Origin of the sequence: Pseudoflavonifractor intestinihominis (assembly GCF_040096055.1) — a bacterium.
Classification (GTDB): Bacteria; Bacillota; Clostridia; order Oscillospirales; family Oscillospiraceae; genus Pseudoflavonifractor; species Pseudoflavonifractor intestinihominis.
Genome location: NZ_JBBMFK010000001.1, coordinates 20,235 through 45,339 on the forward strand (window position 1 = coordinate 20,235; position 25,105 = coordinate 45,339).

18 protein-coding genes are annotated in these 25,105 nt (G+C 65.4%); 9 read left to right on the forward strand and 9 right to left on the reverse strand.

Annotated elements, in window-relative coordinates; translation table 11 throughout:
• Nucleotides 1–206: 206 nt before the first annotated feature.
• Entirely contained in the window at nt 207–1,658 is a 1,452-nt protein-coding gene (gene rlmD, locus WMO64_RS00120; protein ID WP_349230606.1) for a 23S rRNA (uracil(1939)-C(5))-methyltransferase RlmD, read from the reverse strand.
• A gap of 202 nt (nt 1,659–1,860) precedes the next feature.
• Here rlmD (WMO64_RS00120) and WMO64_RS00125 point away from each other — a divergent pair, with 202 nt between their 5' ends.
• The 4 genes from WMO64_RS00125 (at nt 1,861) to WMO64_RS00140 (ending at nt 6,560) form a co-directional block, all read left to right on the forward strand.
• Entirely contained in the window at nt 1,861–2,403 is a 543-nt protein-coding gene (locus WMO64_RS00125) for an RNA polymerase sigma factor (protein ID WP_349230607.1), read from the forward strand.
• Entirely contained in the window at nt 2,390–3,901 is a 1,512-nt protein-coding gene (locus WMO64_RS00130) for a hypothetical protein (RefSeq protein ID WP_349230608.1), read from the forward strand. Before WMO64_RS00125 ends, WMO64_RS00130 begins: the two co-directional genes overlap by 14 nt.
• Before the next feature lie 222 nt (nt 3,902–4,123).
• The gene (locus tag WMO64_RS00135; RefSeq protein ID WP_294520305.1) at nt 4,124–4,342 is read left to right on the forward strand and encodes a hypothetical protein; all 219 of its coding nucleotides are present in this window, start codon (nt 4,124–4,126) and stop codon (nt 4,340–4,342) included.
• 286 nt (nt 4,343–4,628) lie between these two features.
• Entirely contained in the window at nt 4,629–6,560 is a 1,932-nt protein-coding gene (locus WMO64_RS00140; protein WP_294520301.1) for an S-layer homology domain-containing protein, read from the forward strand.
• Nucleotides 6,561–6,616: 56 nt separating this feature from the next.
• On the opposite strand, the gene WMO64_RS00145 is transcribed toward WMO64_RS00140, so the two are convergent.
• The 8 genes from WMO64_RS00145 to WMO64_RS00180 all read right to left on the reverse strand — a co-directional run bounded on the left by WMO64_RS00145 (nt 6,617) and on the right by WMO64_RS00180 (nt 15,094).
• Nucleotides 6,617–7,084, reverse strand: coding sequence for a GNAT family N-acetyltransferase (locus WMO64_RS00145; protein ID WP_349230609.1), 468 nt, complete (start codon nt 7,082–7,084; stop codon nt 6,617–6,619).
• 19 nt (nt 7,085–7,103) lie between these two features.
• A complete protein-coding gene (locus WMO64_RS00150; RefSeq protein WP_349230610.1) occupies nt 7,104–8,975 on the reverse strand; it encodes an ABC transporter ATP-binding protein in 1,872 nt (623 codons plus the stop codon).
• Nucleotides 8,965–10,788: an ABC transporter ATP-binding protein gene (locus tag WMO64_RS00155; protein WP_349230750.1), complete on the reverse strand. Its 1,824-nt coding sequence runs from the start codon at nt 10,786–10,788 to the stop codon at nt 8,965–8,967. The genes WMO64_RS00150 and WMO64_RS00155 overlap by 11 nt, the downstream gene beginning before the upstream one ends.
• 91 nt (nt 10,789–10,879) lie before the next feature.
• Nucleotides 10,880–11,542 carry a sensor histidine kinase gene (locus WMO64_RS00160; protein WP_349230611.1) on the reverse strand — a complete coding sequence of 221 codons (663 nt, stop codon included), beginning with the start codon at nt 11,540–11,542 and terminating at the stop codon, nt 10,880–10,882.
• A gap of 5 nt (nt 11,543–11,547) precedes the next feature.
• A complete protein-coding gene (locus tag WMO64_RS00165; RefSeq protein WP_349230612.1) occupies nt 11,548–12,246 on the reverse strand; it encodes a LytR/AlgR family response regulator transcription factor in 699 nt (232 codons plus the stop codon).
• Nucleotides 12,243–12,797, reverse strand: coding sequence for a GNAT family N-acetyltransferase (locus WMO64_RS00170; RefSeq protein WP_349230613.1), 555 nt, complete (start codon nt 12,795–12,797; stop codon nt 12,243–12,245). Before WMO64_RS00170 ends, WMO64_RS00165 begins: the two co-directional genes overlap by 4 nt.
• A 17-nt stretch (nt 12,798–12,814) precedes the next feature.
• Nucleotides 12,815–14,176, reverse strand: a complete 1,362-nt coding sequence (rlmD, locus tag WMO64_RS00175) for a 23S rRNA (uracil(1939)-C(5))-methyltransferase RlmD (RefSeq protein ID WP_349230614.1) — start codon at nt 14,174–14,176, stop codon at nt 12,815–12,817.
• A 24-nt stretch (nt 14,177–14,200) separates the two neighbouring features.
• Nucleotides 14,201–15,094: a DUF3298 domain-containing protein gene (locus tag WMO64_RS00180; protein ID WP_349230615.1), complete on the reverse strand. Its 894-nt coding sequence runs from the start codon at nt 15,092–15,094 to the stop codon at nt 14,201–14,203.
• A 314-nt stretch (nt 15,095–15,408) separates the two neighbouring features.
• Here WMO64_RS00180 and secA point away from each other — a divergent pair, with 314 nt between their 5' ends.
• From secA to WMO64_RS00205, 5 genes are all read left to right on the forward strand, one after another.
• Nucleotides 15,409–18,168 carry a preprotein translocase subunit SecA gene (secA, locus tag WMO64_RS00185; protein WP_294522537.1) on the forward strand — a complete coding sequence of 920 codons (2,760 nt, stop codon included), beginning with the start codon at nt 15,409–15,411 and terminating at the stop codon, nt 18,166–18,168.
• 356 nt (nt 18,169–18,524) lie between these two features.
• Nucleotides 18,525–19,343, forward strand: coding sequence for a peptidoglycan editing factor PgeF (gene pgeF, locus WMO64_RS00190; protein ID WP_294522535.1), 819 nt, complete (start codon nt 18,525–18,527; stop codon nt 19,341–19,343).
• Complete coding sequence (locus WMO64_RS00195; RefSeq protein WP_349230616.1) at nt 19,340–20,899, forward strand: peptide ABC transporter substrate-binding protein; 1,560 nt, start codon at nt 19,340–19,342, stop codon at nt 20,897–20,899. Before pgeF ends, WMO64_RS00195 begins: the two co-directional genes overlap by 4 nt.
• Before the next feature lie 81 nt (nt 20,900–20,980).
• Nucleotides 20,981–24,682 carry a phosphoribosylformylglycinamidine synthase gene (locus tag WMO64_RS00200; protein WP_349230617.1) on the forward strand — a complete coding sequence of 1,234 codons (3,702 nt, stop codon included), beginning with the start codon at nt 20,981–20,983 and terminating at the stop codon, nt 24,680–24,682.
• 127 nt (nt 24,683–24,809) lie between these two features.
• Entirely contained in the window at nt 24,810–25,040 is a 231-nt protein-coding gene (locus WMO64_RS00205; protein WP_294522206.1) for a phage-shock protein, read from the forward strand.
• Nucleotides 25,041–25,105: the final 65 nt, after the last annotated feature.

Consider the following 25,105-nt stretch of genomic DNA (forward strand, 5'->3'; position numbering starts at 1 on the left):
TAATGTGTGAGGATTTTAAGTCCAGTTCAATCTATTGGCATCAGAAACCGGAATAGCTCATAAAATCGACATAATACTAAGTAAGACACCACATCATTCGCTGACGTTCAGTGGACGGTGTGGCGTCTTTTTAGCTTGCATTTGAAATATATCGAAATTTGATGCGAAGTTGATCGCCGGTTGGCAAATCATCCATGGTTTCAATATCAGATCATCTGAAAATGCTTCAATGCCTCCATAATCGCCGCTTCCTTCTCCGGCGGACACTGCGGCACTTTAGCGTTTTCTTTCTTCGACAAATTATAGTTCTGCCCCACATCCAACCCGCACTTCCGTTTGACCTGGGAGATATACAGGCTGGACACCTTCAGGCCGTGCTTTTCCAGCACATACTCCTTAATCTCTTCATAGGTAGCCTTGCTCTCCGCCGCTGTCAAATCCAGCTCGTCCAGATTCAGCTCCACCTCAATATGCTGCTTGGTATTGAGTTTGGACAATAATACTACCGTTTCGATGTGCTCTGTGTGGGGGAACATGTCCACCCCCTGGATGGACGCCACCTTCCAGCCCCGCCGGACCAGATAGTCCAGGTCACGGCGCTGGGTCTCCGGGTTGCAGGAGATGTACACCACCCGAGGAGGGGACACCCGGCACAGGGCGTCCAGAAACACGGGGGTGCTGCCCGCCCGGGGCGGGTCCAGGAACACCACGTCCAGCATCTCCCCGCGGGCGGCCATGCCGTCCAGGAAGGCGGCGGCATCCCCACAGCGGAAACGGGCGTTGGGGATGTGGTTGGCCCTGGCATTGTCCACGGCGCAGGCGGCGGCGCTCCGGTTGAGCTCCACGCCCACCACGCTGCCCGCGTGGGCGGCGGCGGACAGACCGATGGTGCCCACGCCGCAGTAGGCGTCCAGTACCCGCTCCTTCCCCGTGAGCTTGGCGGCGGAGATGGCGGCGGAGTAGAGAACCTCGGTCTGCACCGGGTTGATCTGATAGAAGCTGGAGGGGGAGATGCGGAACTTCACGCCGCAGAGCACGTCTTCAATGTACCCACGGCCGTAGAGGATCTTCTCCCGGTCCCCCAGCACGGCGCTGCCCGGCCTGGGGTTGACGTTCTGGGCCAGGGTGGCCACGGCGGGGCACAGCTCCTTCACCCGGGCGGCAAAGGCCCTGGCCCCCGGCAGCACCGGCGACGCGGTCACCAGCACGGCCAGCACCTCTCCGGTGGTCAGGCTGTGGCGGCAGAGCACATGGCGGATCAGGCCGGTGCGGCGGTTCTCGTCAAAGGGCTGGTACCGGAACTCACGGGCGGCCTGCCGCACGGCGGCCACCGCCTGGTCCAGCTCCTCCCGGTGGAGGAGGCACTGCTCCACCGGCACCACACGGTGGGTGCCCTGGGCGTAGATGCCGCTGACCAGGGCCTTGCCCGGCCCCCAGGCAAAGGAGGAGATGACCTTGTTGCGGTAGTGCCAGGGGTGCTCCATGCCCAGAATGGGGGCCACCGGGCCAAATTCTCCCAGCAGCTCCTCCAGCCGCGCCTGCTTCCGCCTCAACTGCTCATCGTAGGGCAGGGAGAGCATGGGGCAGCCGCCGCAGCCCCGCTTCTCCAGGGAACAGTGCCCCGCCCCTCCGTTGATCCCTTCCATCTGTGCGCCCATGTCCACACTCCTGCCAAACAGCCCGGAAAACATCCGCCTCCCGGGCAAAATTCAAAGCTGATACGTCTCAAAGTATAGCAGATATCCAACCCCAATGCCACAATAGTTTCCCCGAATTTTTCTCCTTTTTGCCGTGGGTTTTTACGAAAAGCCGTGTATGATAAGATAGAAGAAAAGACCGCCGGAGAGGGGAGGGAAGGCCGTGGGGGAGAAGGAGCTCATCCAGCGCATCCGGGACCGGGAGGAGCAGGGGGCGGAGGACCTGCTGCGCCACTACGGCCCCCTGATGCGGTACATCATCGAGCCCATTCTGGCCAGCCCTCAGGACCGGGAGGAGTGCCTGTCCGAGGCGGCCATGCGGGTGTGGGACGGCATCGGCGGGTACGACCCGGACCGGGGCAGCTGGACCGCCTGGCTCACGGCCGTCACCCGCAACACCGCCCTCAACCGCCTGCGGAAGAGCGGCCGGGGGACGGAGGCCCTCTCCGAGCACACACCCGCGCCGGAGCCGCCCCCGGAGGAGGCCCTGCTGGAGCGGGAGCGGCGGGAGGAACTGCGGCAGGCCATCGCCCGGCTGCCCGAGAAGGACCTGCGGCTCTTTTACCGGAAGTACTACTATATGCAGTCCACGGAGCAGATCGCCGCCGAGCTGGGCCTGACGCCCAGGGCGGTGGAGGGGCGGCTGTACCGCATCAGGGAGCGGCTGAGAAAGCAGCTGGGAGGTGACGGCCATGGACGGACCTGAGCGGCGGAAGAAGTTTGATGAGCTCCTCCGGGACAGCCTGCCCGAGCTGCCCCCCGAGGACGTGGTCAGGCAGGTCTCCCCCTGGCGGCGGAGCATGTACCTGGCGCTGGCCGGTCTGGCCCTGGAGAACATCACCATCAACGCCAGCGGCCTGAACTATATCCTGCCCGCTGTGGGCGCCTTTCTGCTGGTGCTGGGCCTGCGGCCCATGCGCCGGGAGAACCGGCAGCTGGCCGCCTGCTGGTGGACGGTTGTGGTCCGGGGGCTGCTGGTGCTGGTCCTGATCATTCAGGGCGCCACCATCCTCCGCTGGCCCGACGGCGTGGACAAAGGCGTCACGGTGCTGAGCTACGGCCTGCAGATGCTCCAGATCTTCTGGCTGTGGCGGGGCCTGCGGGCGGTGCGGCAGCGGGCCGGGCTGGAGCCCGGCGCGCGAGCGGGCGGCGCTCTGCTGGTGTGGAACATCCTCGTTATTCTGCTGGGCCTTGTGGGCTGGCAGGGGGGACTCATCCTGGGCCTGGTGCTGGTGGCCGCCTACGGCATGATTCTCCACAGCCTGTTCCGCCTGTCCAGGGAGATGGAGGAGGCGGGGTATGCGCTCCGTCCGGCGGCGGTCCGGCTGTCCGACCGGGCGCTGGCTGTGATCACAGGGGCGGTTGTGGCCGCCGGTCTGGCGGCGGGCTGGCTGTGGGGTGGGCAGCTGCCCATGGACTGGACGCCCCTGGCGGAGACAGCCGCGGCAGAGGCGGAGGACATCCGGCAGGAACTGGCCGGCCTGGGCTTTCCGGAGACCGTGCTGGCCGACCTGAGCGAAGAGGACCTGGAGGAGTGCCGGGGCGCGCTGGCGGTGGTGTGGGACCAGGACGACTACCCCGTCAACCAGGGGCGGGAGATTGTCACCCAGGAGGGGAACACCACCGTTTACAGTACGGTCTACGACGTAAAGGAGCTGCGGATCACCGGCGTGGCGGTAAAGCTGCCCGGCGAGCGGGAGCGGTGGAAGGTGTTCCACCACTTCCGGTGGGTGGCCGACCCGGGCTGGTGGGGCACCGAGGCCATACAGCTCTGGCCCGCCTGGAATCTTGAGATGGGCTGGAGTCAGGACAAAGCGGTCACCGGACGGCTCCTGTGCGAGCGGGACGGCCGGACCTGGACCGCGCCCTATGCCTTCCTAGGGCCTGTGACCTACACCTCCAGCGGATTTTTCTCCAGCGGACAGGACCAGACGGACATCTTCGCCTCCTTCTCCCTGCCCAGGGACGGAGAGAACGCCCGGGGCTACGTGACCTATGTGACGGCGGAGAACGGGGCCGGGTACCTCCTGGACTCCTGGATGAACTATGTCCACCAGACCTCCTGGCGGCAGTACCCGGTGCTCACCGCCCTGGAGATGCACCTGAAGGACGGCTGGCACGTGGACGGGGCCTTCCGCACTGTCCAGTTTCAGATTCTGTTCTCGCCCAGCGACGGACAGACCGGATTTCTGGGGAAAGAATAGCCGACAGAAGGAAAAAACGCCGCCGGTCCGGCATTTGCCGGACCGGCGGCGTTCTGCGCAGCGGCTCCGTCCATATTGGGGATGCCCGTCCTGATCATTTTGGGGCGGGGGAGAGGTTGCATCTTTTTTGAAAGGTAAAAAAGAGAAAAAAGGCGTATCCTGTCTCTCACAAGCTGGGGGATTGCCCGGCGGCAGCGGACAGATGCGGGGAGGGGGATGCGCATGTACAGTCGGACCACATTTCTGGCGGCCTCCGGGCTGGGGGTGGGGCTCACGGTGGGCGCCCGGCCGGACAGCCGGGGGCTGGAGCGGATGGGGATCTGCTCTGGGTACATACAGCGGAACGCGAACCTGGGGACCCTGCGGAAGTTCCCCGGCGCCCTTCGGCAGACCCGCCGCCAGGTTATCCCGGCGGCCCATAGCGACCGGACGGCGGCCTGACGGGACAAGACGGCAGGGCGGTATATTACCGGCCAAAAGGCCGGCGGATATACCGCCTTTTCCTGCCGGCATGGAATCCGCCTTTCAGAAAAAAGAAGAGAGAAATTACAAGGGACGAACTTCCAGAAATATAATTGACAGGAAAAAATGGAGGGTGATATAATAAGCAAAAGCTTCGAAACGCTAAGAAAATCCGGCATTTATGTGCCGCTCATGGGACCTGCTGCGGCGGTACAATCCAAACATCTGATAATGCCGCGTATTGCGGCGAAATGGGGGAGATTGTGTGAGTGAAAGAAGAACAAAACGAGGAATTCTGGCCCTCCTGCTGTGTCTGTGCCTGAGCATGGGGCTGCTGCCCGTGGGAGCGCTGGCCGCTTCCACCGCCACGGTGAAGATCGATCTGACGGTGGACTACTCCGCCGCCTACCAGGAGCTGGAGATGCTCAACGAGGTGCGGCGGGAAAACGGCCTGGGCGACCTGGTCATGGACAAGAACATGATGGAGATGGCCCTGCTCCGGGCCGCGGAGAGCGCGGTCTACCTGAGCCATACCCGACCCAACGGCCAGCGCTTTGATACCGCCCGGCCGGCGGGCAGCCCCTATGAGGGGAGCGGCATGGGTGAGAACCTGCTCTTTGGCGGCGGAAGCATAGGCCCCTCCAAGGCCACCGAGGAGTGGTACAACTCCGAGGGCCACAGGGCCAACATGCTGGGCGACTATCAGTCCGTGGGCATCGCCTGTGTCCGGGACGTGCGGGGCAACACCTACTGGGTGCAGAACTTCACCACCGCCGCCGCCACGCCGGAGTCCACCCCGTCCTCCGGTACGGAGCGCTACTTCTTCTCCGTGGAAGTGGCGGAGGCCTACATGAACGTCCAGGTGATCCAGACCCCCCAGTCCATGGAGACCGGGGAAAAGGCCCTGGTGTACGTCACCAACGGCGAAGCCCCCGTGGTGCCCACCATCATTGAGACCAGCGACGAGTCCGTGGTCTCCCTGAGCATGGAGAACGGCGGTGTGTGCATCTCCGCCGTGGGGGCGGGCACCGCCGCCCTGACCCTGGGCTTCGGCGGACACAGCACCACCGTGACTGTGACCGTGAAGCAGGCCGTCCTGCTGGAGGGGATCAGCCTGGTGAAGCCTGCGGACGGCTTCAACGTGAAGGTGGGGGACACCATCTACACCATGGTCAGCTTCCAGCCCAACGGCGCGCCTGAGTGCGCCATCGAGTGGCAGGTGGACGACCCCTCCATCGCCTCCGTGAAGGCCACCGCCGCCGACAAGACCGCCGTCTCCATCACCGGCCTGAAGGCGGGCACCACCACCCTGAAGGCTACCACCGCCCAGCCCGTCAACGGCCAGTACCTTACCACCTCGGTGACCCTGACGGTGTATGCCAGGGGGAGCGGCGCCGCGGCCACCGGCGTCTCCGTCACCGCCAAGGAGCTGGATATGGTGCCCGGCCAGCAGCTGCGGGTGCGCAGCTATGTGCTGCCCAGCACCGCCGACCAGCAGGTGGTGTGGTCCAGCCGCGACCCGGAGGTGGCCACCGTGGACCAGAACGGCGTCATCACCGCCATTGCCAACGGCGGCGCCGTCATCACCGTCTCCACCCCAGACGGGGCCTTCACCAACCGGATCAATGTGCGGGTGGTGGACTCCTACACCGGCAAGCCCATCTTCTTCACCGACGTGAAGGAGGGGGACTACTGCTATGACGCGGTGACCTGGGCCTACTGCCAGAACATGGCGGAGAGCGAGGACACCACCTTCTTCGGCGCGGCCACGCCCTGTACCCGGCTGGAGCTGGTGCTCTACCTGTGGCAGCTGATGGGCGGCCCGGAGCCGGAGGACATCTACGGCCCCTACTTCACCGACCTGCCCGCCCACCTGGACCGGCGCACCGAGCTGTGGGCCATCCAGTGGGCGGTGGAGAACGGCATCACCACCGGCACCTCCGCCACCACCTTCAGCCCCGACATGACGGTGACCCGCTCTCAGGCGGTGACCTTCCTCTACCGTCTGGCGGGCTCTCCCAGCGTGGGCGGCAGCGCCGGGTTCACCGACGTGCCCGCCGGAGACTGGTTTGCCGACGCCGCCGTGTGGGCGGTCAAGACCGGCCTGACCAACGGCACCGGGAACAACACCTTCACCCCCAACCGGGAGTGCTCCCGGGGCGAGATCCTCACCTTCCTGTACCGCAAGTTCGGCTGAACAGCCTGAAACAGAACATGTCCCCCGGGAGACAGCGCTCCCGGGGGACGTGTTTTTTACAGCGGGGGACGCAGGGCCATGACGTACACCTGGCAGGGGTTGTGCGCGTCCCACAGGGTGGGGAACACCTCAAACTCCTGAAAGCCCAGGCTGAGATAGAACTTGTTGGTGCGGTCGTAGATCTCATACCGGCCCATCTGCACGGTCTTGACCTGGAGGAAGGCGTAGCCGTGGTCCTCCGCATATTCCCTGGCCCGGTCAAAGAGGGCCCGGCCCAGGCCCCGCCGGTGGAAGGCGGGCATGACCCCCATCACCGCCAGCTCCGCGGTGGCCTTTCCCGTCTCCTTCAGGCAGAGGAAGCCCACCGGCTCCCCGTCCGCATAGCAGGCGAAAAAGGGCTGGTCCACGCTCTCCCGGATGTACGCCTCCCGGGACTCCTCAATGCCGAACCACTCCGGCAGGGATTCCAGTACCCTGCGGGCAATGCGCGCTTTTTCCTGCTTGTCCTGAACCAGTGCTACCATCTGCCCACCTCCTGAGGTTTTACTCATTATAATACTGGGCCTGGGCGTGCCACAAGGCGGAATAGGTGCCGCCCTCCTGGGCAACCAGGGCGTCGTGGGTGCCCTGCTGGACGATCTGCCCGCCCTCAAACACGGCGATCTCGTCGCAGAACTTGCAGGAGGACAGCCGGTGGCTGATGTAGACGGCGGTCCTGTCCTCCACGATGTCGTTGAGCCTGGAGTAGATCTCCGTCTCGGCCACCGGGTCCAGGGCGGCGGTGGGCTCGTCCAGGATGAGGAAGGGGGCGTCCTTGTACAGCGCCCGGGCGATGGCGATCTTCTGGGCCTCGCCGCCGGAGATGTCCACGCCGTCCTCGTTCAGGTCCTTGTAGAGCCAGGTGTCCAGCCCCTTGGGCATGGCGGAGAGCCGCTCGCCGAACCCGGCGTCCTTCAGGCACTTCTCCGCCCGGGCCCGGTCGTACTCCGCCGCGCCCGCCACGTTCTCCCCCAGGGGCAGGGCCAGCAGCTTGAAGTCCTGAAAGACCACGGAGAAGATGCGCATATAGTCGTCGTACCGGTACTTGCGGATGTCGATGCCGTTGAGCAGGATCTCCCCCTCGGTGGGGTCGTATAGGCGGCAGAGCAGCTTGATGAAGGTGGTCTTGCCGCTGCCGTTCCGGCCCACCACAGCCAGACGGCTGCCCACCCGGAACCTGATGTTGACGTGGCGCAGGGCCCACTGGTCGGTGTCCGGGTAGCGGAAGGACACGTCCCGGAACTCCACCTCGTATTTCCGGTCGGCACGCTTCTCGGTGGTCAGGCTGCCCTGGTACATCCGGTTGGGAAGGTCCAGATACTCAAAATTGAGCTGCAGGAATTCCCCGTTGGCCCGGATTTGGCCCATGGTCTCCAGCAGGACGGACAGGCCCTGGAACAGCTGGGTGATGGCTCCCACATACTGGGTGATGTAGCCCACGCCGAAGGCGCCTGCCCAGGCCTTCAGGCACACAAAGACGTACACCAGACCGGTGAGCGCCACGGTCACGCACTGGGACAGGGCGTTGAGCAGCCCCATAGGGCCTCTTGCCAGGCGGCTGATATAGGAGTCGGGGGCAAAGTTGTCGTTCCGGTCCAGAAAGGGCTCGCAGACATTCTCATGCTGCTTGTAGATGCGCACGTCCGCCGCCCGGGACCGCTGCATACCCAACAAGGGGTAAAAGCTCAGGATGCGGTTGGCCAGGCGGACCGTTGCGGCGTAGTCGGTCCAGTAGCGGTTGGCCCGGTTGGCGCACATGGGAGAGACCACGGCGGCCAGCAGCATCAGGCCCAGGATGGCGACAGCGGAGAGGGGATGGTTGAGGAAGGCCAGGCCGCTGCCCGGGGGGACGGGGGAGAGGAACAGGCTGACCGACAGGCCCACGCCGCCCAGAACCTGCACCACCGCCGTGACAAAGGACTCAAAAAAGGAGATGGTCTTGGGGAGGCCCCAGCCGGCCCAATTTTCGTTCTGCCGGATCTGAGAGTACAGGTCGAACACCGCCTGCCGGTCCACGTCGGCGTAGTCCAGCGCCACCATCTTGTCCATATAGAGCTGGTCGTCCAGCTGTCCGGCGCAGCCTTTTGCGTAGTTGGACCAGCGGGTGAGCACGCCCTGGAGCAGGGCGCACGCCGCCGTACAGGCCAGAGTGAGAACCACCCACCGGAGCAGCTGGTCCGGCCTGCGGGCCCCGGACAGCTCGTCAATGATGCGGGCGGACAGGAAAATGGTCACATAGGGCGTGACGGCCTTGACCACGGAGGAGAGCAGGAGAGAGACAAATACCTGGGGACAGAGCTTTTGCCAGATGCCCCACGCCCGCAGATTCAGCTTCCAGGCCGCCAGATAGCCCAGCGTTTTCTCCTTATTCGCCATGGTGTTCGCCCCCTTCCCTGTAATACTGGCTCTGTACGTCAAAGAGCTTTGCGTAGCCGCCCCCACGGGTGAGCAGCTCACTGTGGGTCCCCTCCTCGGCAATGCGCCCCTGCTCCAGGAACAGGATGCGGTCGCAGAACCGGGTGGAGGCCAGCCGGTGGGAGATGAACAGGGAGGTCTTGCCCCCGGTCATCCCGCTGTACTTCCGATAAATGTCCTCCTCGGCGATGGGGTCCAGGGCGGCGGTGGGCTCGTCCAGCACCAGGATGGGTCCGTCCTTGTACAAGGCCCTGGCCAGCATCAGCCGCTGGGTCTGGCCGCCGGACAGCTCCACGCCGTCCTCAAAGACCTGGCGGCCGATGGCGGTGGCCACCCCCTTGGGCAGGGACATGACCTTTTCCGTCAGACCGGCCTGGTCCAGGCAGGCCATGACCCGGTCGGTGTCGATGCCCTCCACCCGCTGGGCCACGTTCTCCGCCACGCTGGCCTCCAGCACGGAGAAGTCCTGGAACACGGCGGAGAACAGCTCGTAATAGGCCCGGCGGTCATAGCGGCGGATGTCCTCTCCGTTGAGGAGTACCCGGCCCTCGGTGGGGTCCAGAAAGCCGCAGACCAGCCGCACCAGGGTGGTCTTGCCGGCACCGTTGAGGCCCACGATGGCCAGCTTTTCCCCAGGATGAATGGTCAGGTTGATGTGCCGGAGGGTGTCCTTCTCCGCCTTGGGGTACCGGAAGGACACGTTTTCCAGCTTGATTTCGCAGGGGGTGGCCAGGTCCTTGGGCAGAGGCTCCCCATCCTCAAACCGGAACAGCTCCGGGTAGTCCAGAAATTCCCGCACCATGGAGATGTCCAGGCTCTCCCGGTGGAGCTGGTTGAACATGTCCAGAATGCCAGTGACCCACTGGGTGAAGCCGCTGGCGGCGGTGAAGTAGAGCAGAAATTCCGCCGCGCTCATGCCGGTGGTCAGGGTGAGCCACAGGAGGTAGGCGTAGGCCGCGCCGTTGCGGATTAAGGTCAGCAGCAGGTCGGTCAGGTTGATCCACAGGTAGACCGACTCCCGCCTGCGGAGAAAGGCCCGGAACAGGGACATGGACTTGCGCCACACCTCATTCATCCAGGGCCCCAGGCCGAACATGCGGATGTCCTTGGCGTGGGGGCGGCCTGTGGCGGTCTGGCGGATATAGCGCATCTCCTTGATGGGCTTGGCGGCCTCCTCCCGGTGCCGGTAGCCCCACCCGCTGACCTTCTTGTCCACAAAATACCCCACCGCGGCGGTGACGGCGATGACGCAGAACAGAAGAGGATGCAGGCCGGAGAGAATGGCCAGATAGACGGCAAAGCCCAGCAGGTTGGTGAGGATGGCCGTCCAGGTGGTCCAGATCTGCTCGGTGGAGTCGTCATTGCTGCCGCAGGCGTCAATGGCCTTGGACTCCATGTCACTGAATTGGGCGTCCATCAGGTTGGGGTAGGAGGTCTGGGAGACCTTCAGGCCGATGCTCCGGGCCAGCTTCATGCGGATATGGACCCGGCCGAACAGGGTGTTGGTGTCCAGATACCGCTTCAGGCCGGACAGGAGCAGCAGAAGCAGGGAGAACCCGGCGATGGTGAGAAGCAGGGACTCCAGCGGCGCGGATTCTTCTACCTTGGCGATCACCGCAGGGGCAATGAGCAGCTCGGCCACGGTCTGGGCGGCGGTGACCACCGCCAGCGCGATGCACAGAAAAATCACGCTGGGGCAGCTGCGCCAGGCGGCGGAGAGCATAAAGCCGGTGTTCTGCCACATGTTGTAGGGGGATTTCTTCTTTTCTTCCATCTTGGTCACCTCTGGTACCATCCTACCAAAAAAATCGTCCCCAGAATATTCTGGGGACGAATCGTTATGCTGGGGGGACGAATTGCAGACCTCACGCCTGGGGGAGCAGAATCTCGGTGGTAAAGGCGCCGTCCTCGCTGTTGCGGCTGATGTACCCGTCCAGCCGCTCCACAATGGCGTCGATGCGCACCAGCCCGAAGCCGTGGCCCTCGCCCTTGGTGGTGCGGAACAGCTTCCCCACCTTGCTCAGCTTCTTCCCAGCGGTGAAATTGGTGAAGGAGATGTAGAGCTGTGTGTTCTTCATGTCCATGTACACCCGGATGAGCCGCCGTTCCTCCGGCAGCTGGAGGCTGGCCTCAATGGCGTTGTCAAAGAGATTGCCCAGGATGCAGCACAGGTCGATCTCCGACGACTTCAGTTTCACCGGGATGGAGGCGTCCGCCACCACCTGGATGCCCTTGGACCGGGCCAGGGAAATTTTGGAGTTGAGGATGGCGTCCGCCATGGGGTTGCCGGTCTTGATGACCGTGTCCACGGTGGTCAGGTCCTGGTCCAGCAGGTCCAGGTACCGCTTGATGGCCTCCCAGTCACCGGCGGCGGCATAGGCCTTCATGGTCTGGATGTGGTTGCGGTAGTCGTGCCGCCAGCCCCGGATCTGCCGGTACATGTTGTCCACTTCCCGGTAGTGGGTCTCCACCAGATCCTGCTGGTAGGAGGCGATCTGCCGGTCGATTCGCTTGGAAAAGAGCCCCATGCCCCTCACCCCATGTTGATAATGGCCCGGTTCACGCCCTCGTAGGCCCCTCTGGGCAGAGGGATGGCCGTGCCGTCGCTGAGCCTGATCTCCGACTTGGTGACCCGGCTGATCTTGGTCAGGTTCACGAGAATGGACCGCCCCGCCCGGTAAAAGTGACTGTCCAGCTGCCCCTCCAGCTCCCCCAGGGTCATTTTCACGGTGATTTCCCCGGCGGCGTGGATGGTCACGTAGTTGCCCGACACGGCGGCGTATTTTATCTGGTGGACCGGGACCCGGACCATCTCGCCGCCCACCTCGAAGTGGAGCACTTTTTCATTCCGGGAGAGCTTTTCCACCGCCCGGTCCAGCACGGAGAACAGCTTGTCCTCCCGGACGGGCTTCATCAGATAGTGGAGGGCGGCCACGTCGTAGCCCTCGGCGATGTAGTCGGAGTAGCCGGTGACAAAGATGATCTGGACCGTCTCGTTGTCCCGGCGCAGCTTCTGGGCCATGGTCACGCCGTCCATGGCCCCCATCTCCACGTCCAGGAGCAGGATGTCGTAGTCCTTCTCCTCGGCGTAGTGAAAGAGAAACTCCTCGGCGGAGGAGAAGAAGGCGGTCCGGATGGTGTGGCCCCGGTCCGCCGCCCACCGGTCCGCCAGGGCGGACAGGTACTGCCGGTCCGCCGATGAATCGTCACAAATGGCTATCTTGCAGTTCATGATTCCTCCGGTGATCCGGGCGACACTTCCGCCGCCCGGGCAATTTCCGCTTCCGTCTGCCCGGTGACCCACTTGCCAAACACCCGGGAGTCCATGGCGGGCACATAGCCCAGGTCACGGTAGCCCAGCCTGGTGAGCAGCGCCATGCTGGGCACATTCTCCGGGTCGGTGAAGCAGAGAAATTCCCAGTGGGGGAAACGGGTGTGCAGCAGCTCCGTGAGGGCGGTCAGGGCCTCAAAGGCGTAGCCCCGGCGCTGGTGCAGAGGTGAGACGGTAAAGCCCAGGGAGATGGCGCCGTCCTGGGGCATCACCACAATCTCGCCCACCGGCTCGCTAATGTCCTTGAGCGCCATCACGGCCATAAAAGGGGCGTCCACAGAGAAAACGTCGTCCCTGTGCTCCTCCACCAGAGCGGCGATTTCTCCGTACTCCCGGACCTGTCCCCGCTGGTACCGGACGCAGCGGGGGTCGTTGCGCCAGCCGTGGATGGCGGCGGCGTCCTCCGGTGCCACAGTGCGGAGCATCAGCCGGGGCGTTTCAAGAAAGATCATGGAAGCCTCCTGTTGACTTATTCCCTGGTGAGCAGCACCACGCTCTCCACGTGGGCGGTGCGGGGGAACATGTCCACCGCCTCGACCCTGCGGAGGGTGTAGCCCAGGGCGGTGAAGCGCTTCACGTCCCGGGCCAGGGTAGCCGGGTCGCAGGAGACGTACACCACCCGCTCCGGAGCCATGGCGGCGATGGTGTCCACCACGTCCTCGGCCAGGCCCTTCCGGGGCGGGTCCACACACACCACGTCGGGCTTCACGCCCCGGGCGGCCAGGGCCCGGGCGGCCTCCCCCGCGTCGCCGCAGAGGAACTCGGCGTTGTCCACCCCGTTGCGCAGGGCGTTTTCCTTGGCGTCCTCCACCGCCTGGGGCACCACTTCGGCGCCAAACACCTTGCCCGCCTGCCGGGCCATCACCAGGCTGATGGTGCCGATGCCGCAGTACAGGTCCAGCACGGTCTCCTTACCGGTGAGACCGGCAAAGTCCAGGGCCCGGCCGTAGAGCACCTCGGCCTGGTTTGCGTTGACCTGGTAGAAGGAGGGCACGGACAGCCGGAAGGTGAAGCCGCACAGGGTGTCCTCCAGGGCGTCCCGGCCCCAGAGGGTGCGGTAGGAGTCGCCCAGGATGACGTTGTTCTTCTTCTCGTTGCCCCCCAGCACCACGCCCACCAGCCCGGGCTCCACGTTGCGCAGGGCCTGGACCAGGGCGTCCTCATGGGGCACCGACTTGCCGTTGACCAGCAGGCAGAACAGGGACTGTCCCACCCGGTTCACCCGGACGTACACATGGCGCACCAGCCCCCGGCCGGTCTTTTCGTCGTAGGCGGAGATGTTGTTCCACTGCATCCAGGACACCGCGGCGGCCCGGAGCCGGGCGGCGGTCTCCGGCTGGAGGAGGCAGTCCTCCACCGAGATGACCTGGTGGGTCCGCTGGCGGTAGAAGCCCACCCGGGGGCCCTCCGGCCCGGGCTGGACCGGGAACTGGACCTTGTTGCGGTAGCGGCGCGTGTCCTTGGCCCCGTGGATGACGGGCACCGTCACGTCCAGCCCGGCGATGCGCTGGAGGCAGTCCTCCACCCGGATGCGCTTGGCCTCCAGCTCCTCGGCGTAGTTCATGTGCCGGAACTGGCAGCCGCCGCACTTGGTGTAGTGGATGCACTGGGGCATGATCCGGGCGGGGGAGGGCTGGAACACCCGCACCACCTTGCCGAACAGGTTGCTCCGGCCCACCTTCTCAATGCGCACGTCGCACTCCTCGCCCCGTACGCCCCCCTGGACAAAGACCACGATCCCGTCCAGCCGGGCCACGCCGGTGCCGTCGGCGGTGTACCCCTCGATGATGAGGCGGCACACGTCGTTTACCTTTACGTTGCAGTTGAGCATAGTATCACCAAATCGTCAAAGTTGTCAGGCCCAGGGCGCCAGCAGGTCCCCGAACAGGCTCCGGTCCACCGGGAAGGTGGGGGCGCCGGCGGCGTTGGGGGCCAGGTCCTGGGGCTGGTAGAAGAAGACCACCGCGTCGGCGGTGAGGTAGAAGTTTTCCCGGTCGAACAGGCTCTCGGTCAGGGCGGCGTCGTAGGTGGTGCCGTTTGCGTCCCCCTGGGCGGCCTGGCGGAGCACCTCCTTCAGGGCGATGGACGCGGCGGCGTCCGGGTCGGTGAAGAAGTCGTCAAAGGTGAGCACCTCGCCGGTGGTCAGGTCAAAGTGGTCGGCCATGTAGAGCAGGGTGGGGTAAGTGCCGCCGGTGTGGCCGTAGTGGGTGCGCAGGATGCTCACCATCCGGTCGGTCTGGTGGGTGATCTCGTAGGATTCCTCGTCGGTGTAGTAGGTGAAGGCGTACCCCATGGACTTGGACAGGGCGTAGTCCGCGTCGGCCTGGCCGGCATTGGCCAGGGTGTCGCTCCGCAGCCCGGCGGACAGGTCCATGTACCACTGGTTGATGGCCTCATAGGCGGCCACGCCTTCGGCGTTTTCGATCAGGGGCAGGGAGAACTTGCCCTGGACCAGCAGCACGTTCTTGTCCTCATCGTCGGCTTGGGAGCACTCGCTCTCCTGGACGCCCCACACCGGCGCACCGGCCTGGGCGGTCTGGACAGGCTGGCTCTCAGTGGGCGTGGGCGCGGGGGAGGAGGCGGAGGGCTCGGGCGTGGTCTGGACGGCCTGGCTCTCCGTGGGGGGCGGGGTGGACGAGGGGTGGGACGTGGGGTAGATCAGCTCCTCAGAGGACTGGGGGCCGGCCGGGGCGCAGGCGGAGAGCACCAGCAGAAGTCCGGCGGCCAGAGAGAGAATGCGGCGTTTCATAGCAGCTCCTTTTCCGGCAAAAATGCGGATACCAATACAGAATACATTGTACCACCAAAGAAAAGCGGCGTAAATGGGGAAAGAAAAAAGCGCCGGCGAGAGGGCGGGACGGACAGAATTTCCAAACCGACCTTTTTTCAGTGGAAATTCCCGGCCGCGGGCGACAAAAACACTTTTTCCTCCCGCTGGTTTGTTCATAATTTCTACTTTTTTATTCAGGAGGTTTATGGTATACTGCTAACTTAGGAAATTCCGGCCGGGAGCCGCCTGCCCCGGGCCTTTGCCAATGCACGGAAGAAAGGTGAACGATAGAAATGGCTAACCTGCTCAAGAAGATCTTCGGCACCAGCTCCCAGCGGAAGCTCAAGGAGATCGAGCCCATCGTAAAGAAGATTGAGGCCCTGGAGGAGCCCTACAAGGCCCTCACCGACGAGGAGCTCCGGGCCAAGACCGACGAGTTCAAGGCCCGCCTGAAGAACGGCGAGACCACCGACGATATCCTGCCCGAGGCCTTTGCCGTCTGCCGGGAGGCATCCTGGCGTGTGCTGGGCATGCGCCCCTACCGGGTGCAGCTCATCGGCGGCATCATCCTCCACCAGGGCCGCATCGCCGAGATGAAGACCGGCGAAGGCAAGACCCTGGTGGCCACCCTGCCCGCCTACCTCAACGCCCTCACCGGCGAGGGCGTCCACATCGTGACCGTCAACGACTACCTGGCCAAGCGCGACAGCGAGTGGATGGGCAAGGTCTACCGCTTCCTGGGCCTGACCGTGGGCCTGGTCATCCACGACGTGTCCCCCGCCCAGCGCCACGCCTCCTACGCCGCCGACATCACTTACGGCACCAACAACGAGTTCGGCTTCGACTACCTGCGTGACAACATGGCCATCTACAAGCAGGAGATGGTCCAGCGGGGCCACGCCTTCGCCATCGTGGACGAGGTGGACTCCATCCTCATCGACGAGGCCCGTACCCCCCTGATCATCTCCGGTCAGGGCGACCAGTCCACCCAGCTCTACCAGATCGTGGACTCCTTCGTCTCCCGCCTCAAGCCCAAGAAGGTGGCCAGCGTGGACGAGAAGGAGGAGGAGGACCCCGACATCGACGCCGACTACGTGGTGGACGAGAAGGCACGCACCGTCACCCTCACCGCCCGGGGCATCGAGAAGGCGGAGAAGGCCTTCAACATCGAGAACCTGGCCGACCCGGAGAACACCACCCTCTCCCACCATATCAACCAGGCCATCCGGGCCTGGGGCCTGATGCGCCGGGACAAGGACTACGTGGTCAAGGACGGCGAGGTCATCATCGTGGACGAGTTCACCGGCCGTCTGATGTACGGCCGCCGGTACTCCGAGGGCCTGCACCAGGCCATCGAGGCCAAGGAGAAGGTCCAGGTGGCCCGCGAGTCCAAGACCCTGGCCACCATCACCTTCCAGAACTACTTCCGCCTCTACGACAAGCTCTCCGGCATGACCGGTACCGCCATGACCGAGGAGGACGAGTTCAACGAAATCTACGAGCTGGACATCGTGGAGATCCCCACCAACAGGCCTCTGGCCCGTATCGACCACCACGACGTGGTCTACAAGACCGAGGCCGGCAAGCTCCGGGCCGTGGTCAAGCAGATCGAGGAGTGCCACGCCAAGGGCCAGCCCGTGCTGGTGGGCACCGTGTCCATCGAGAAGTCCGAGGAGCTCAGCGAGATGCTCCGCCGCAAGGGCATCAAGCACAACGTCCTCAACGCCAAGTTCCACGAGAAGGAAGCCGAGATCGTGGCCCAGGCCGGTAAGCTGGGGGCCGTCACCGTGGCCACCAACATGGCCGGCCGTGGTACCGATATCATGCTGGGCGGCAACGCCGAGTTCCTGGCCAAGAACGACCTGCGCAAGGCCGGCCTGTCCGACGAGCTCATCGCCGAGTCCACCGGCTACGCCGAGACCGACAACGAGGAGATCCTCAACGCCCGCAAGATGTTCGCCGAGGCCGAGGCCAAGTACAAGGAGGCCATCAAGGGCGAGGCCGAGAAGGTCCGCGCCGCCGGCGGATTGTTCATCCTGGGCACCGAGCGCCACGAGTCCCGCCGTATCGACAACCAGCTCCGCGGCCGTGCCGGCCGTCAGGGCGACCCGGGCGAGAGCCGGTTCTACCTGTCCCTGGAGGACGACATCATGCGCCTGTTCGGCTCCGAGCGGGTGATGAACATGATGGAGTCCCTGGGCGTGGACGAGGATACCCCCATCGAGCAGAAGATGCTCACCAACGCCATCGAGTCCGCCCAGAAGCGGGTGGAGTCCAAGAACTTCCAGACCCGTAAGACGGTGCTGGAGTACGACGACGTGATGAACACCCAGCGCAAGGTCATCTACGAGCAGCGCCGCAAAGTGCTGGACGGGGACAACCTCAAGGAGGCTGTCCAGAACATGATGCACACCGTGGTGTCCAACGCCATCCACGGCCACATGGGCGAGCAGAAGCACATGGACGCCGAGCAGTTCCGGGAGGCCGTGGCCCCCTTCCGTGGCGTGTTCCTCCACCCCGAGGAGCTCAAGCTCACCGACAAGGAGCTGGAGGGCTACAACGCCGAAGAGCTGGTGGAGCTGGTGCTGGGCAAGGCCCGGGACCTCTACGCCCGCAAGGAGCAGGAGCTGGGCGAGCCCCTTATGCGGGAGCTGGAGCGGGTCATCATGCTCCGGGTCGTGGACGAGTACTGGATGGACAACATCGACGCCATGACCGAGCTGCGCCAGGGCATCGGCCTGCGGGGCTACGGCCAGCACGACCCGGTTGTGGAGTACAAGCGGGAAGGCTACGAGATGTTTGAGAACATGATCGCCGCCATTCAGGAGGAGACGGTGCGCCGTCTGTTCCTGGCCCGGGTCAAGGTGGGCGGCGAGGTCAAGCGGGAGCGGGTGGCCAAGGTCACCGGCGAGAGCGGCGCCGACGACGGCACCGTGAAGAAGCAGCCCGCCAAGAAAGTGGTTAAGATCGGCCGCAACGACCCCTGCCCCTGCGGCAGCGGTCTGAAGTGGAAGAAGTGCACCTGCAAGGAGTACCACCCCGACCAGCAGTAAAGCCGTGGGGTAACCTCCGCACCGAAGGAAAATTCCCCTCGGAGAGCGGAGGGGGGGTCTCCGGGGGGAACTGGTGCCCCCCGGAAGGCGCGGCCGTCATACTGCGCTTCCCGCAGGAAGCGCCCGCGCCTTGAAGAAGTGCACCTGCAAGGAGTACCACCCCGACCAGCAGTAAGCGACTGGAAATTTTCCCAATAACCGACACACCGGGCCAGGCCCGGCAGCAGTGAAAAATGGAAAGTGAAACGTAATAAGGGCTGAGAACCTCCGGAGGGAGGCGGGGAAGACCCCCTCCCTCCGGGACCGCCTTTTTGGTTTTTCCTTTCATTTTTCACTTTTCTTTTAAAGGGGAATGTATGAAGTTTACAGAGAAAACGGTAAATGGAGTCACCTTCGGCCAGGGCGAGGACATGGGCCCCGGCGTGGTCCACGGCTTTTCCACCCGGCTGGGGGGCGTGTCCCAGGGCATCTACGCCTCCCTGAACCTGGGCGCGAACCGGGGGGATGACCGGCAGGCCGTGGAGGAGAACTACCGCCGCTTCTGCGCCGCCATCGGCGCGGATGTGGACAAGATGGTGTTCTCCTGCCAGGTCCACGGGGACACGGTGCGGGTGTGCACCGCCGCCGACGCGGGCTCCGGCCTGGCGCGGAAGCCGGACTATGAGGCCGACGGCCTCATCACCGACGTGCCCGGGCTGTGCCTGGTGGTGTTCTCCGCCGACTGCCTGCCCATCCTGCTCCACGACCCGGTGCGCCGGGTGGTGGCCGCCGTCCACGCCGGGTGGCGGGGCACCGCCAACGGCATTGTGGAGCGGGCCTGCGAGAAGATGCGGGACCTGTACGGCTGCCGCAGCGAGGACATCCGGGCCGCCATCGGCCCGGGCATCTCCCGCTGCTGCTTTGAGACCGGCGAGGACGTGCCCAACGCCATGACATCCGCCCTGGGGTTCAAGGCCCTGGAGTTCATCGACGCCCATCCCGGCGGCAAGTTCCGGGTGGACCTGAAGGGCATCAACGCCTTCCGGCTCCGCCGGCAGGGGCTGACCGAGGACCACATCGCCGTGTCCCCCGACTGCACCGTCTGCCTCCACGACAAGTACTGGTCCCACCGCTTCACCAAGGGGGAGCGGGGAAGCCAGGGGGCGGCCATCGCCCTGGAATGGGGGAAGCGATGAAAAAGCGCCTGTCTGCCCTGCTGCTGAGCGGGGTCCTGCTGCTCTCCTGCGCCGCCTGCGGCCCGGAGACGGCGGAGGAGACCCCCGCCCCCACCACGCCCGCCCCCACTGAGACGGCGGGACAGTCCCAGACCCAGACCGAGCAGCGGGAATTCGTGCTGCCCTGCTATGCCTGCGAGTCCTTCCACCCCATCACCGGCGGCAACCGGACCAACCTGACCCTGGCCCCCCTGATGTATGAGGGGCTCTATGAGCTGGACCAGAGCTTCACCCCATCGCCGGTGCTGTGCGCCTCCGCCCAGACCGACGAGACCGGCCTTATCTGGACCTTCACCCTGCGGGAGGGGGTCACCTTCTCCGACGGCAGCCTGCTGACTGCCTCCGACGTGGTGTACTCCCTCCAGCTGGCCATGGGGGAGAACTCCCCCTACGCCGGGCGCTTTTCCGGCATCACCGGCGTGGCGGCGGGGGAGGGGAACACGGTGACCGTCACCCTGTCCGCCCCCAACGGCGCCCTGCCCGCCCTGCTGGACGTCCCCGTGGTCAAGGAGACCGGGGGCACCCCCCTGGGCACCGGCCCCTACGTCCTCACCGGAGAGGGGGACAGCCTGGCCCTGGAGGCCAGGACCGGCTGGTGGAAGGGGGAGACGGTGCCGCTGGCGCGGATCCCCCTCCACGACGTGCGGGAGGCCAACGGCATGATCCACGCCTTTGACACCCAGGACATCTCCATGGTCACCGTGGACATCACCGGCTCCAACGCCCTGGGCTACTCGGGCACCTACGAGGTGTGGGACTACGCCACATCGGTGATGCTCTACATAGGGTACAACACCGCCTCCGGCCCCTGCGCCGACCAGGGCCTGCGCAAGGCCCTGTCCTACGGCTACGAGCGCTCGGCGGTGACCAAATCCATCCTGTCCCAGCACGCCCGGGCGGCGGCCCTGCCCGTGTCCCCGGCCAGCCCCCTGTACGACCAGACCCTGGCCGATTCCCTGGAGTACGCCCCCCAGACGGCGGAGCAGCTGCTGGAGGGGGCCGGGTGGAGCCTGGGGGCGGACGGCCTGCGCACCAACGGCTGGCAGAACCTGAGCCTGCGCTTCATTGTCAACACGGACAACACCTACAAGGTGTCCGCCGCCGAGTACCTGGCCCAGGGGCTGGAGAAGCTGGGGGTGACGGTGCAGCTGGACAAGCTGGCCTGGGAGGACTATGTGGCCGCCCTGACGGCGGGGGAGTTTGACCTGTACCTGGGGGAGGTCAAACTCACCGGCGACTTTGACCTGACCGCCCTCATCGCCCCGGCCGGGGCCCTGAACTACGGCAAATACAGCGACGCCGACGCCCAGACCCTGCTGGCCGCCTTCCGGGCGGCGGGAGAGGACGGCCGCTCCGCCGCGGCCTCCGCCCTGTACGCCCACCTGGCGGAGACGGCGCCCATTACCCCCATCTGCTTTAAAAACTGGTCGGTGCTCACCCACTGGGGCAGCCTGACCGGCCTCTCTCCCACCCAGCAGAACGTATTCTACGGCCTGACCGGCTGGGAGATGGGCTGACCGGAGGATTCACTGCCCCAGGGGCATTGAACATAGAGAATCAGAGAACCAGAGAGAATTGATTTGTTGGAGGAATTGAAGATGGAACAGGTCTTCCGCTGCTATGTGGAGAAGCGGTCCGGATTTGATGTGGAGGCCATGGGGGTCATGCGGGAGCTGCGGGAGCAGCTGGGCATTGCCGCCCTCACCGGCGTGCGCATTCTCAACCGGTACGACGTGGACGGGCTGGACCAGGCCGCCTGGCAGGCCGCCCGGGACACGGTGTTCTCCGAGCCCCAGTGCGACACCTTTTATGAGGAGGATATGCCCGCCCCCGGCGGCGTGTGCACCATCCTGGCAGTGGAGGCCCTGCCCGGCCAGTACGACCAGCGGGCCGACTCCGCCCAGCAGTGCATCCAGCTCCTCACCGGCGGCGAGCGGCCCCGTGTGGCCTGCGCCAAGGTCTACGTCCTCATGGGCGAGCTCACCGAGGGGGACCTGAAGCGGATCAAGGGCTACCTCATCAACCCGGTGGAGTGCCGGGAGGCGTCCATGGACAAGCCCGCCACCCTGGCCCAGGACTACCCCATGCCCCCGGCCGTCAAGACCATCGACGGCTTCACCGCCATGGACGAGACCGCCCTCAACGCCATGCTGGGGGAGTACGGCCTGGCCATGGACCTGAACGACCTGAAGTTCATGCAGGCCTATTTCCGGGACGAGGAGAAGCGGGACCCCACCGTCACCGAGCTGCGGGTGGTGGACACCTACTGGTCCGACCACTGCCGCCACACCACCTTCGGCACCCACATCGACAGCGCCGAGATCCTGGACAGCGAGGTGGCCCAGGCCTATCAGGAGTACCTGGCCGCCCGCGAGGAGGTCTACGGCCCCGAGAAGGCCGCCGTCCGGCCCCAGACCCTGATGGACATGGCCACCCTGGGCGCCAAGGTGCTCAAGAAGCGGGGCGTGCTCACCGGTCTGGACGAGAGCGAGGAGATCAACGCCTGCTCGGTCCACGTCACCGCCACGGTGGACGGCGAGGAGCAGGACTGGCTCCTCATGTTCAAGAACGAGACCCACAACCACCCCACTGAGATCGAGCCCTTCGGCGGCGCGGCCACCTGCATCGGCGGCGCCATCCGTGACCCCCTGTCCGGCCGGGCCTATGTGTACCAGGCCATGCGCGTCACCGGCTGCGGCGACCCCCGTACCCCCCTGGACCAGACCCTGAGCGGCAAGCTGTCCCAGCGCAAGATCGCCCAGACCGCCGCCGCCGGCTACTCCTCCTACGGCAACCAGATCGGCCTGGCCACCGGCCAGGTGTCCGAGCTCTACCACCCCGGCTACGTGGCCAAGCACCTGGAGCTGGGCGCCGTGGTGGCCGCCGCCCCCGTGGAGCACGTGGTGCGGGAGTGCCCCGCCCCCGGCGACGTGGTCATCCTGCTGGGCGGCCGCACCGGCCGCGACGGCATCGGCGGCGCCACCGGCTCCTCCAAGAGCCACAACCTGGAGAGCCTGGATACCATGGCCTCCGAGGTCCAGAAGGGCAACGCCCCCGAGGAGCGGAAGATCCAGCGGCTCTTCCGCCGGGGCGAGGTGACCCGACTCATCAAGCGATGCAACGACTTCGGCGCCGGCGGCGTCAGCGTGGCCATCGGCGAGCTGGCCGACGGCCTGGCCATCAGCCTGGACGCGGTGCGCAAGAAGTACGACGGCCTGGACGGCACCGAGCTGGCCATCTCCGAGAGCCAGGAGCGCATGGCCGTGGTGGTGGCCCCTGAGGACGCCGCCGCCTTCATCGCCGCCGCCGAGAGCGAGAACCTGGAGGCCTATCAGGTGGCCACCGTCACCCAGGACCCCCGCATGGTCATGACCTGGAACGGCCAGACCGTGGCCAGCCTGTCCCGTGCCTTCCTGTCCTCCAACGGCGCGGACAAGCATATCACCGTCACCGTCCCCGCCCGCAAAGCCCATGTGAAGGAGCTGCGTCCCTCCCGCCTGCGCCAGCTGGCCGGCGAGCTGGATCTGGCCACCCAGCGGGGCCTGGGGGAGCGGTTCGACGGCTCCATCGGCGCGGGCAGCGTGCTCATGCCCTTCGGCGGCGCGGCCCAGACCAGCCCCACCCAGGCCATGGCCGCCCTGCTGCCCGTGGGCCCCGGCCACGAGACCGACACCTGCTCCGTCATGGCCTGGGGCTTTGACCCCGACCGCATGGCCCGGGACCCCTTCGGCGGCGCCCAGGCCTCGGTGGTGGAGTCCCTGGCCCGGCTGGTGGCCTCCGGCTGCGATTACAGAAAGGCCTATTTCTCCTTCCAGGAGTACTTTGAGAAGCTGCGCACCGACCCGGAGCGGTGGGGCAAGCCCTTCCAGGCCCTGCTGGGCGCCCTGCGGGCCCAGCTGAAGCTGGGCGTGGCCGCCATCGGCGGCAAGGACTCCATGTCCGGCTCCTTCCTGGACCTGGACGTGCCCCCCACGCTGGTGTCCTTCGCCATCGCCCCCGCCAAGGCCGGAGAGGTCATCTCCCCCGAGTTCAAGGCCGGCGGACACCCGGTCTACCTGTTCCAGAGCGTCACCTATAACGACTACGACAGCATCAAGAAGACCTGGGAGACCTTCCATGACCTGTGCCGGGCGGGCAAGGTGTGCTCCGCCTGGGCAGTGGGCAGCGGCGGCCTGGCCGAGGGTATCATGAAGATGTCCTTCGGCAACCGGGTGGGCTTTGCAGCCGAGCCCTCCGCCGAGAGCAGCCTGTTCTACACCGGCATGTGCGGCGCCATCCTGGCCGAGTGCGACGGCCCTGTGCCCGGCGGCATGCTGGTGGGCCACACCACCGACGCCGCCACCATCGTCCTGGGCGGCGAGTCCGTCACCGTGGACCAGCTGCTGACCATCAACGAGGGCGTGCTGGAGGAGGTCTATCCCACCCGTGCCGGCACCTCCGGCAAGGTGGAGCCCATCTCCTGGAGCGGTCGCTCTCCCGCGGTGTGCGCCCACAAGACGGCCCACCCCCGTGCGGTCATCCCCGTCTTCCCCGGCACCAACTGCGAGTACGACACCGCCGCCGCCTGCCTGCGGGCGGGCATCGAGCCGGAGATCCTGGTGGTGCGCAACGGCGGCACCGCTCAGCTCCGGGAGTCCGCCCAGGCCCTGGAGGAGGCCATCCGCCGCAGCCAGATGATCGTGGTGCCCGGCGGCTTCTCCGGCGGCGACGAGCCCGACGGCTCGGGCAAGTTCATCGCCTCCTTCTTCCGCAGCGGACCCATCACCGACGCGGTCCACGACCTGCTCAAGCACCGGGACGGCCTGATGCTGGGCATCTGCAACGGCTTCCAGGCCCTCATCAAGCTGGGCCTAGTGCCCTACGGAGAGATCCGTCCCATGGACGACACCTGCCCCACCCTGACCTATAACCTGATCGGCCGCCACCAGAGCCGGTACGTCACCACCCGGGTGGCCAGCGTCAACTCCCCCTGGATGCTCAAGAGCCAGGTGGGCGACCTCCACGCCATCCCCGTCTCCCACGGCGAGGGCCGCTTCGTGGCCCCCGAGGGCCTGCTGAAGGACCTGATCGCCAAGGGCCAGGTGGCCACCCAGTATGTGGACGCCGCCGGCGTGCCCTCCATGGACATCTCCGTCAACCCCAACGGCTCCATGGAGGCGGTGGAGGGCATTTTCTCCCCCGACGGCCGGGTGTTCGGCAAGATGGGCCACAGCGAGCGCCGCGGCCCCTGGGTCGCCCGCAATATCCCCGGCGACAAGCACCAGCCCCTCTTTGAGAGCGGCGCGGAGTACTTCAAGTAAATACATGCCGTCCAAGGGGCGCCGGTATCCCGGCGCCCCTTTTTTATCTTTTTTTAATCCTTCCCCTATGGAGGATTTAACATTGCGGTGGTACAATTTTCCCAACAAAACAAAGGAGGCATCCTGTATGATTACCCTGATCGTGGGCTGCTTCGCGGCCATTGTGGTGCTGGCGGTGGTGCTGGCCATCCTCAGCGTGCCCGTGATGATCATCATGGCCCTGGCGCCCTGGGTGCTGGCCGTGGCCGGCGTGGTGCTGCTGGTCAAGGCCCTCACCGAAAAACCCATGCGCTGGGAGAACTTTATGCCCGCCGTGGTGGCCTTTCTCCTCTCCGGCCTCATCCGCTGGATTTTCTGAGGAGAATCTGAACATTTCCTTACGAATACCCGCCGGCCTTGACTTATGTCCCGGCCGGCGGATAT

What these genes read in the sequence shown, in the direction of transcription:
- rlmD (WP_349230606.1), bottom strand. Translation starts at nt 1,658, where the DNA reads ATGGGCGCACAGATGGAAGGGATCAACGGAGGGGCGGGGCACTGTTCC.
- WMO64_RS00130 (WP_349230608.1), top strand. Translation starts at nt 2,390, where the DNA reads ATGGACGGACCTGAGCGGCGGAAGAAGTTTGATGAGCTCCTCCGGGAC.
- WMO64_RS00135 (WP_294520305.1), top strand. Translation starts at nt 4,124, where the DNA reads ATGTACAGTCGGACCACATTTCTGGCGGCCTCCGGGCTGGGGGTGGGG.
- WMO64_RS00145 (WP_349230609.1), bottom strand. Translation starts at nt 7,084, where the DNA reads ATGGTAGCACTGGTTCAGGACAAGCAGGAAAAAGCGCGCATTGCCCGC.
- WMO64_RS00150 (WP_349230610.1), bottom strand. Translation starts at nt 8,975, where the DNA reads ATGGCGAATAAGGAGAAAACGCTGGGCTATCTGGCGGCCTGGAAGCTG.
- WMO64_RS00155 (WP_349230750.1), bottom strand. Translation starts at nt 10,788, where the DNA reads ATGGAAGAAAAGAAGAAATCCCCCTACAACATGTGGCAGAACACCGGC.
- WMO64_RS00160 (WP_349230611.1), bottom strand. Translation starts at nt 11,542, where the DNA reads ATGGGGCTCTTTTCCAAGCGAATCGACCGGCAGATCGCCTCCTACCAG.
- WMO64_RS00165 (WP_349230612.1), bottom strand. Translation starts at nt 12,246, where the DNA reads ATGAACTGCAAGATAGCCATTTGTGACGATTCATCGGCGGACCGGCAG.
- WMO64_RS00170 (WP_349230613.1), bottom strand. Translation starts at nt 12,797, where the DNA reads ATGATCTTTCTTGAAACGCCCCGGCTGATGCTCCGCACTGTGGCACCG.
- rlmD (WP_349230614.1), bottom strand. Translation starts at nt 14,176, where the DNA reads ATGCTCAACTGCAACGTAAAGGTAAACGACGTGTGCCGCCTCATCATC.
- WMO64_RS00180 (WP_349230615.1), bottom strand. Translation starts at nt 15,094, where the DNA reads ATGAAACGCCGCATTCTCTCTCTGGCCGCCGGACTTCTGCTGGTGCTC.
- secA (WP_294522537.1), top strand. Translation starts at nt 15,409, where the DNA reads ATGGCTAACCTGCTCAAGAAGATCTTCGGCACCAGCTCCCAGCGGAAG.
- pgeF (WP_294522535.1), top strand. Translation starts at nt 18,525, where the DNA reads ATGAAGTTTACAGAGAAAACGGTAAATGGAGTCACCTTCGGCCAGGGC.
- WMO64_RS00195 (WP_349230616.1), top strand. Translation starts at nt 19,340, where the DNA reads ATGAAAAAGCGCCTGTCTGCCCTGCTGCTGAGCGGGGTCCTGCTGCTC.
- WMO64_RS00200 (WP_349230617.1), top strand. Translation starts at nt 20,981, where the DNA reads ATGGAACAGGTCTTCCGCTGCTATGTGGAGAAGCGGTCCGGATTTGAT.
- WMO64_RS00205 (WP_294522206.1), top strand. Translation starts at nt 24,810, where the DNA reads ATGATTACCCTGATCGTGGGCTGCTTCGCGGCCATTGTGGTGCTGGCG.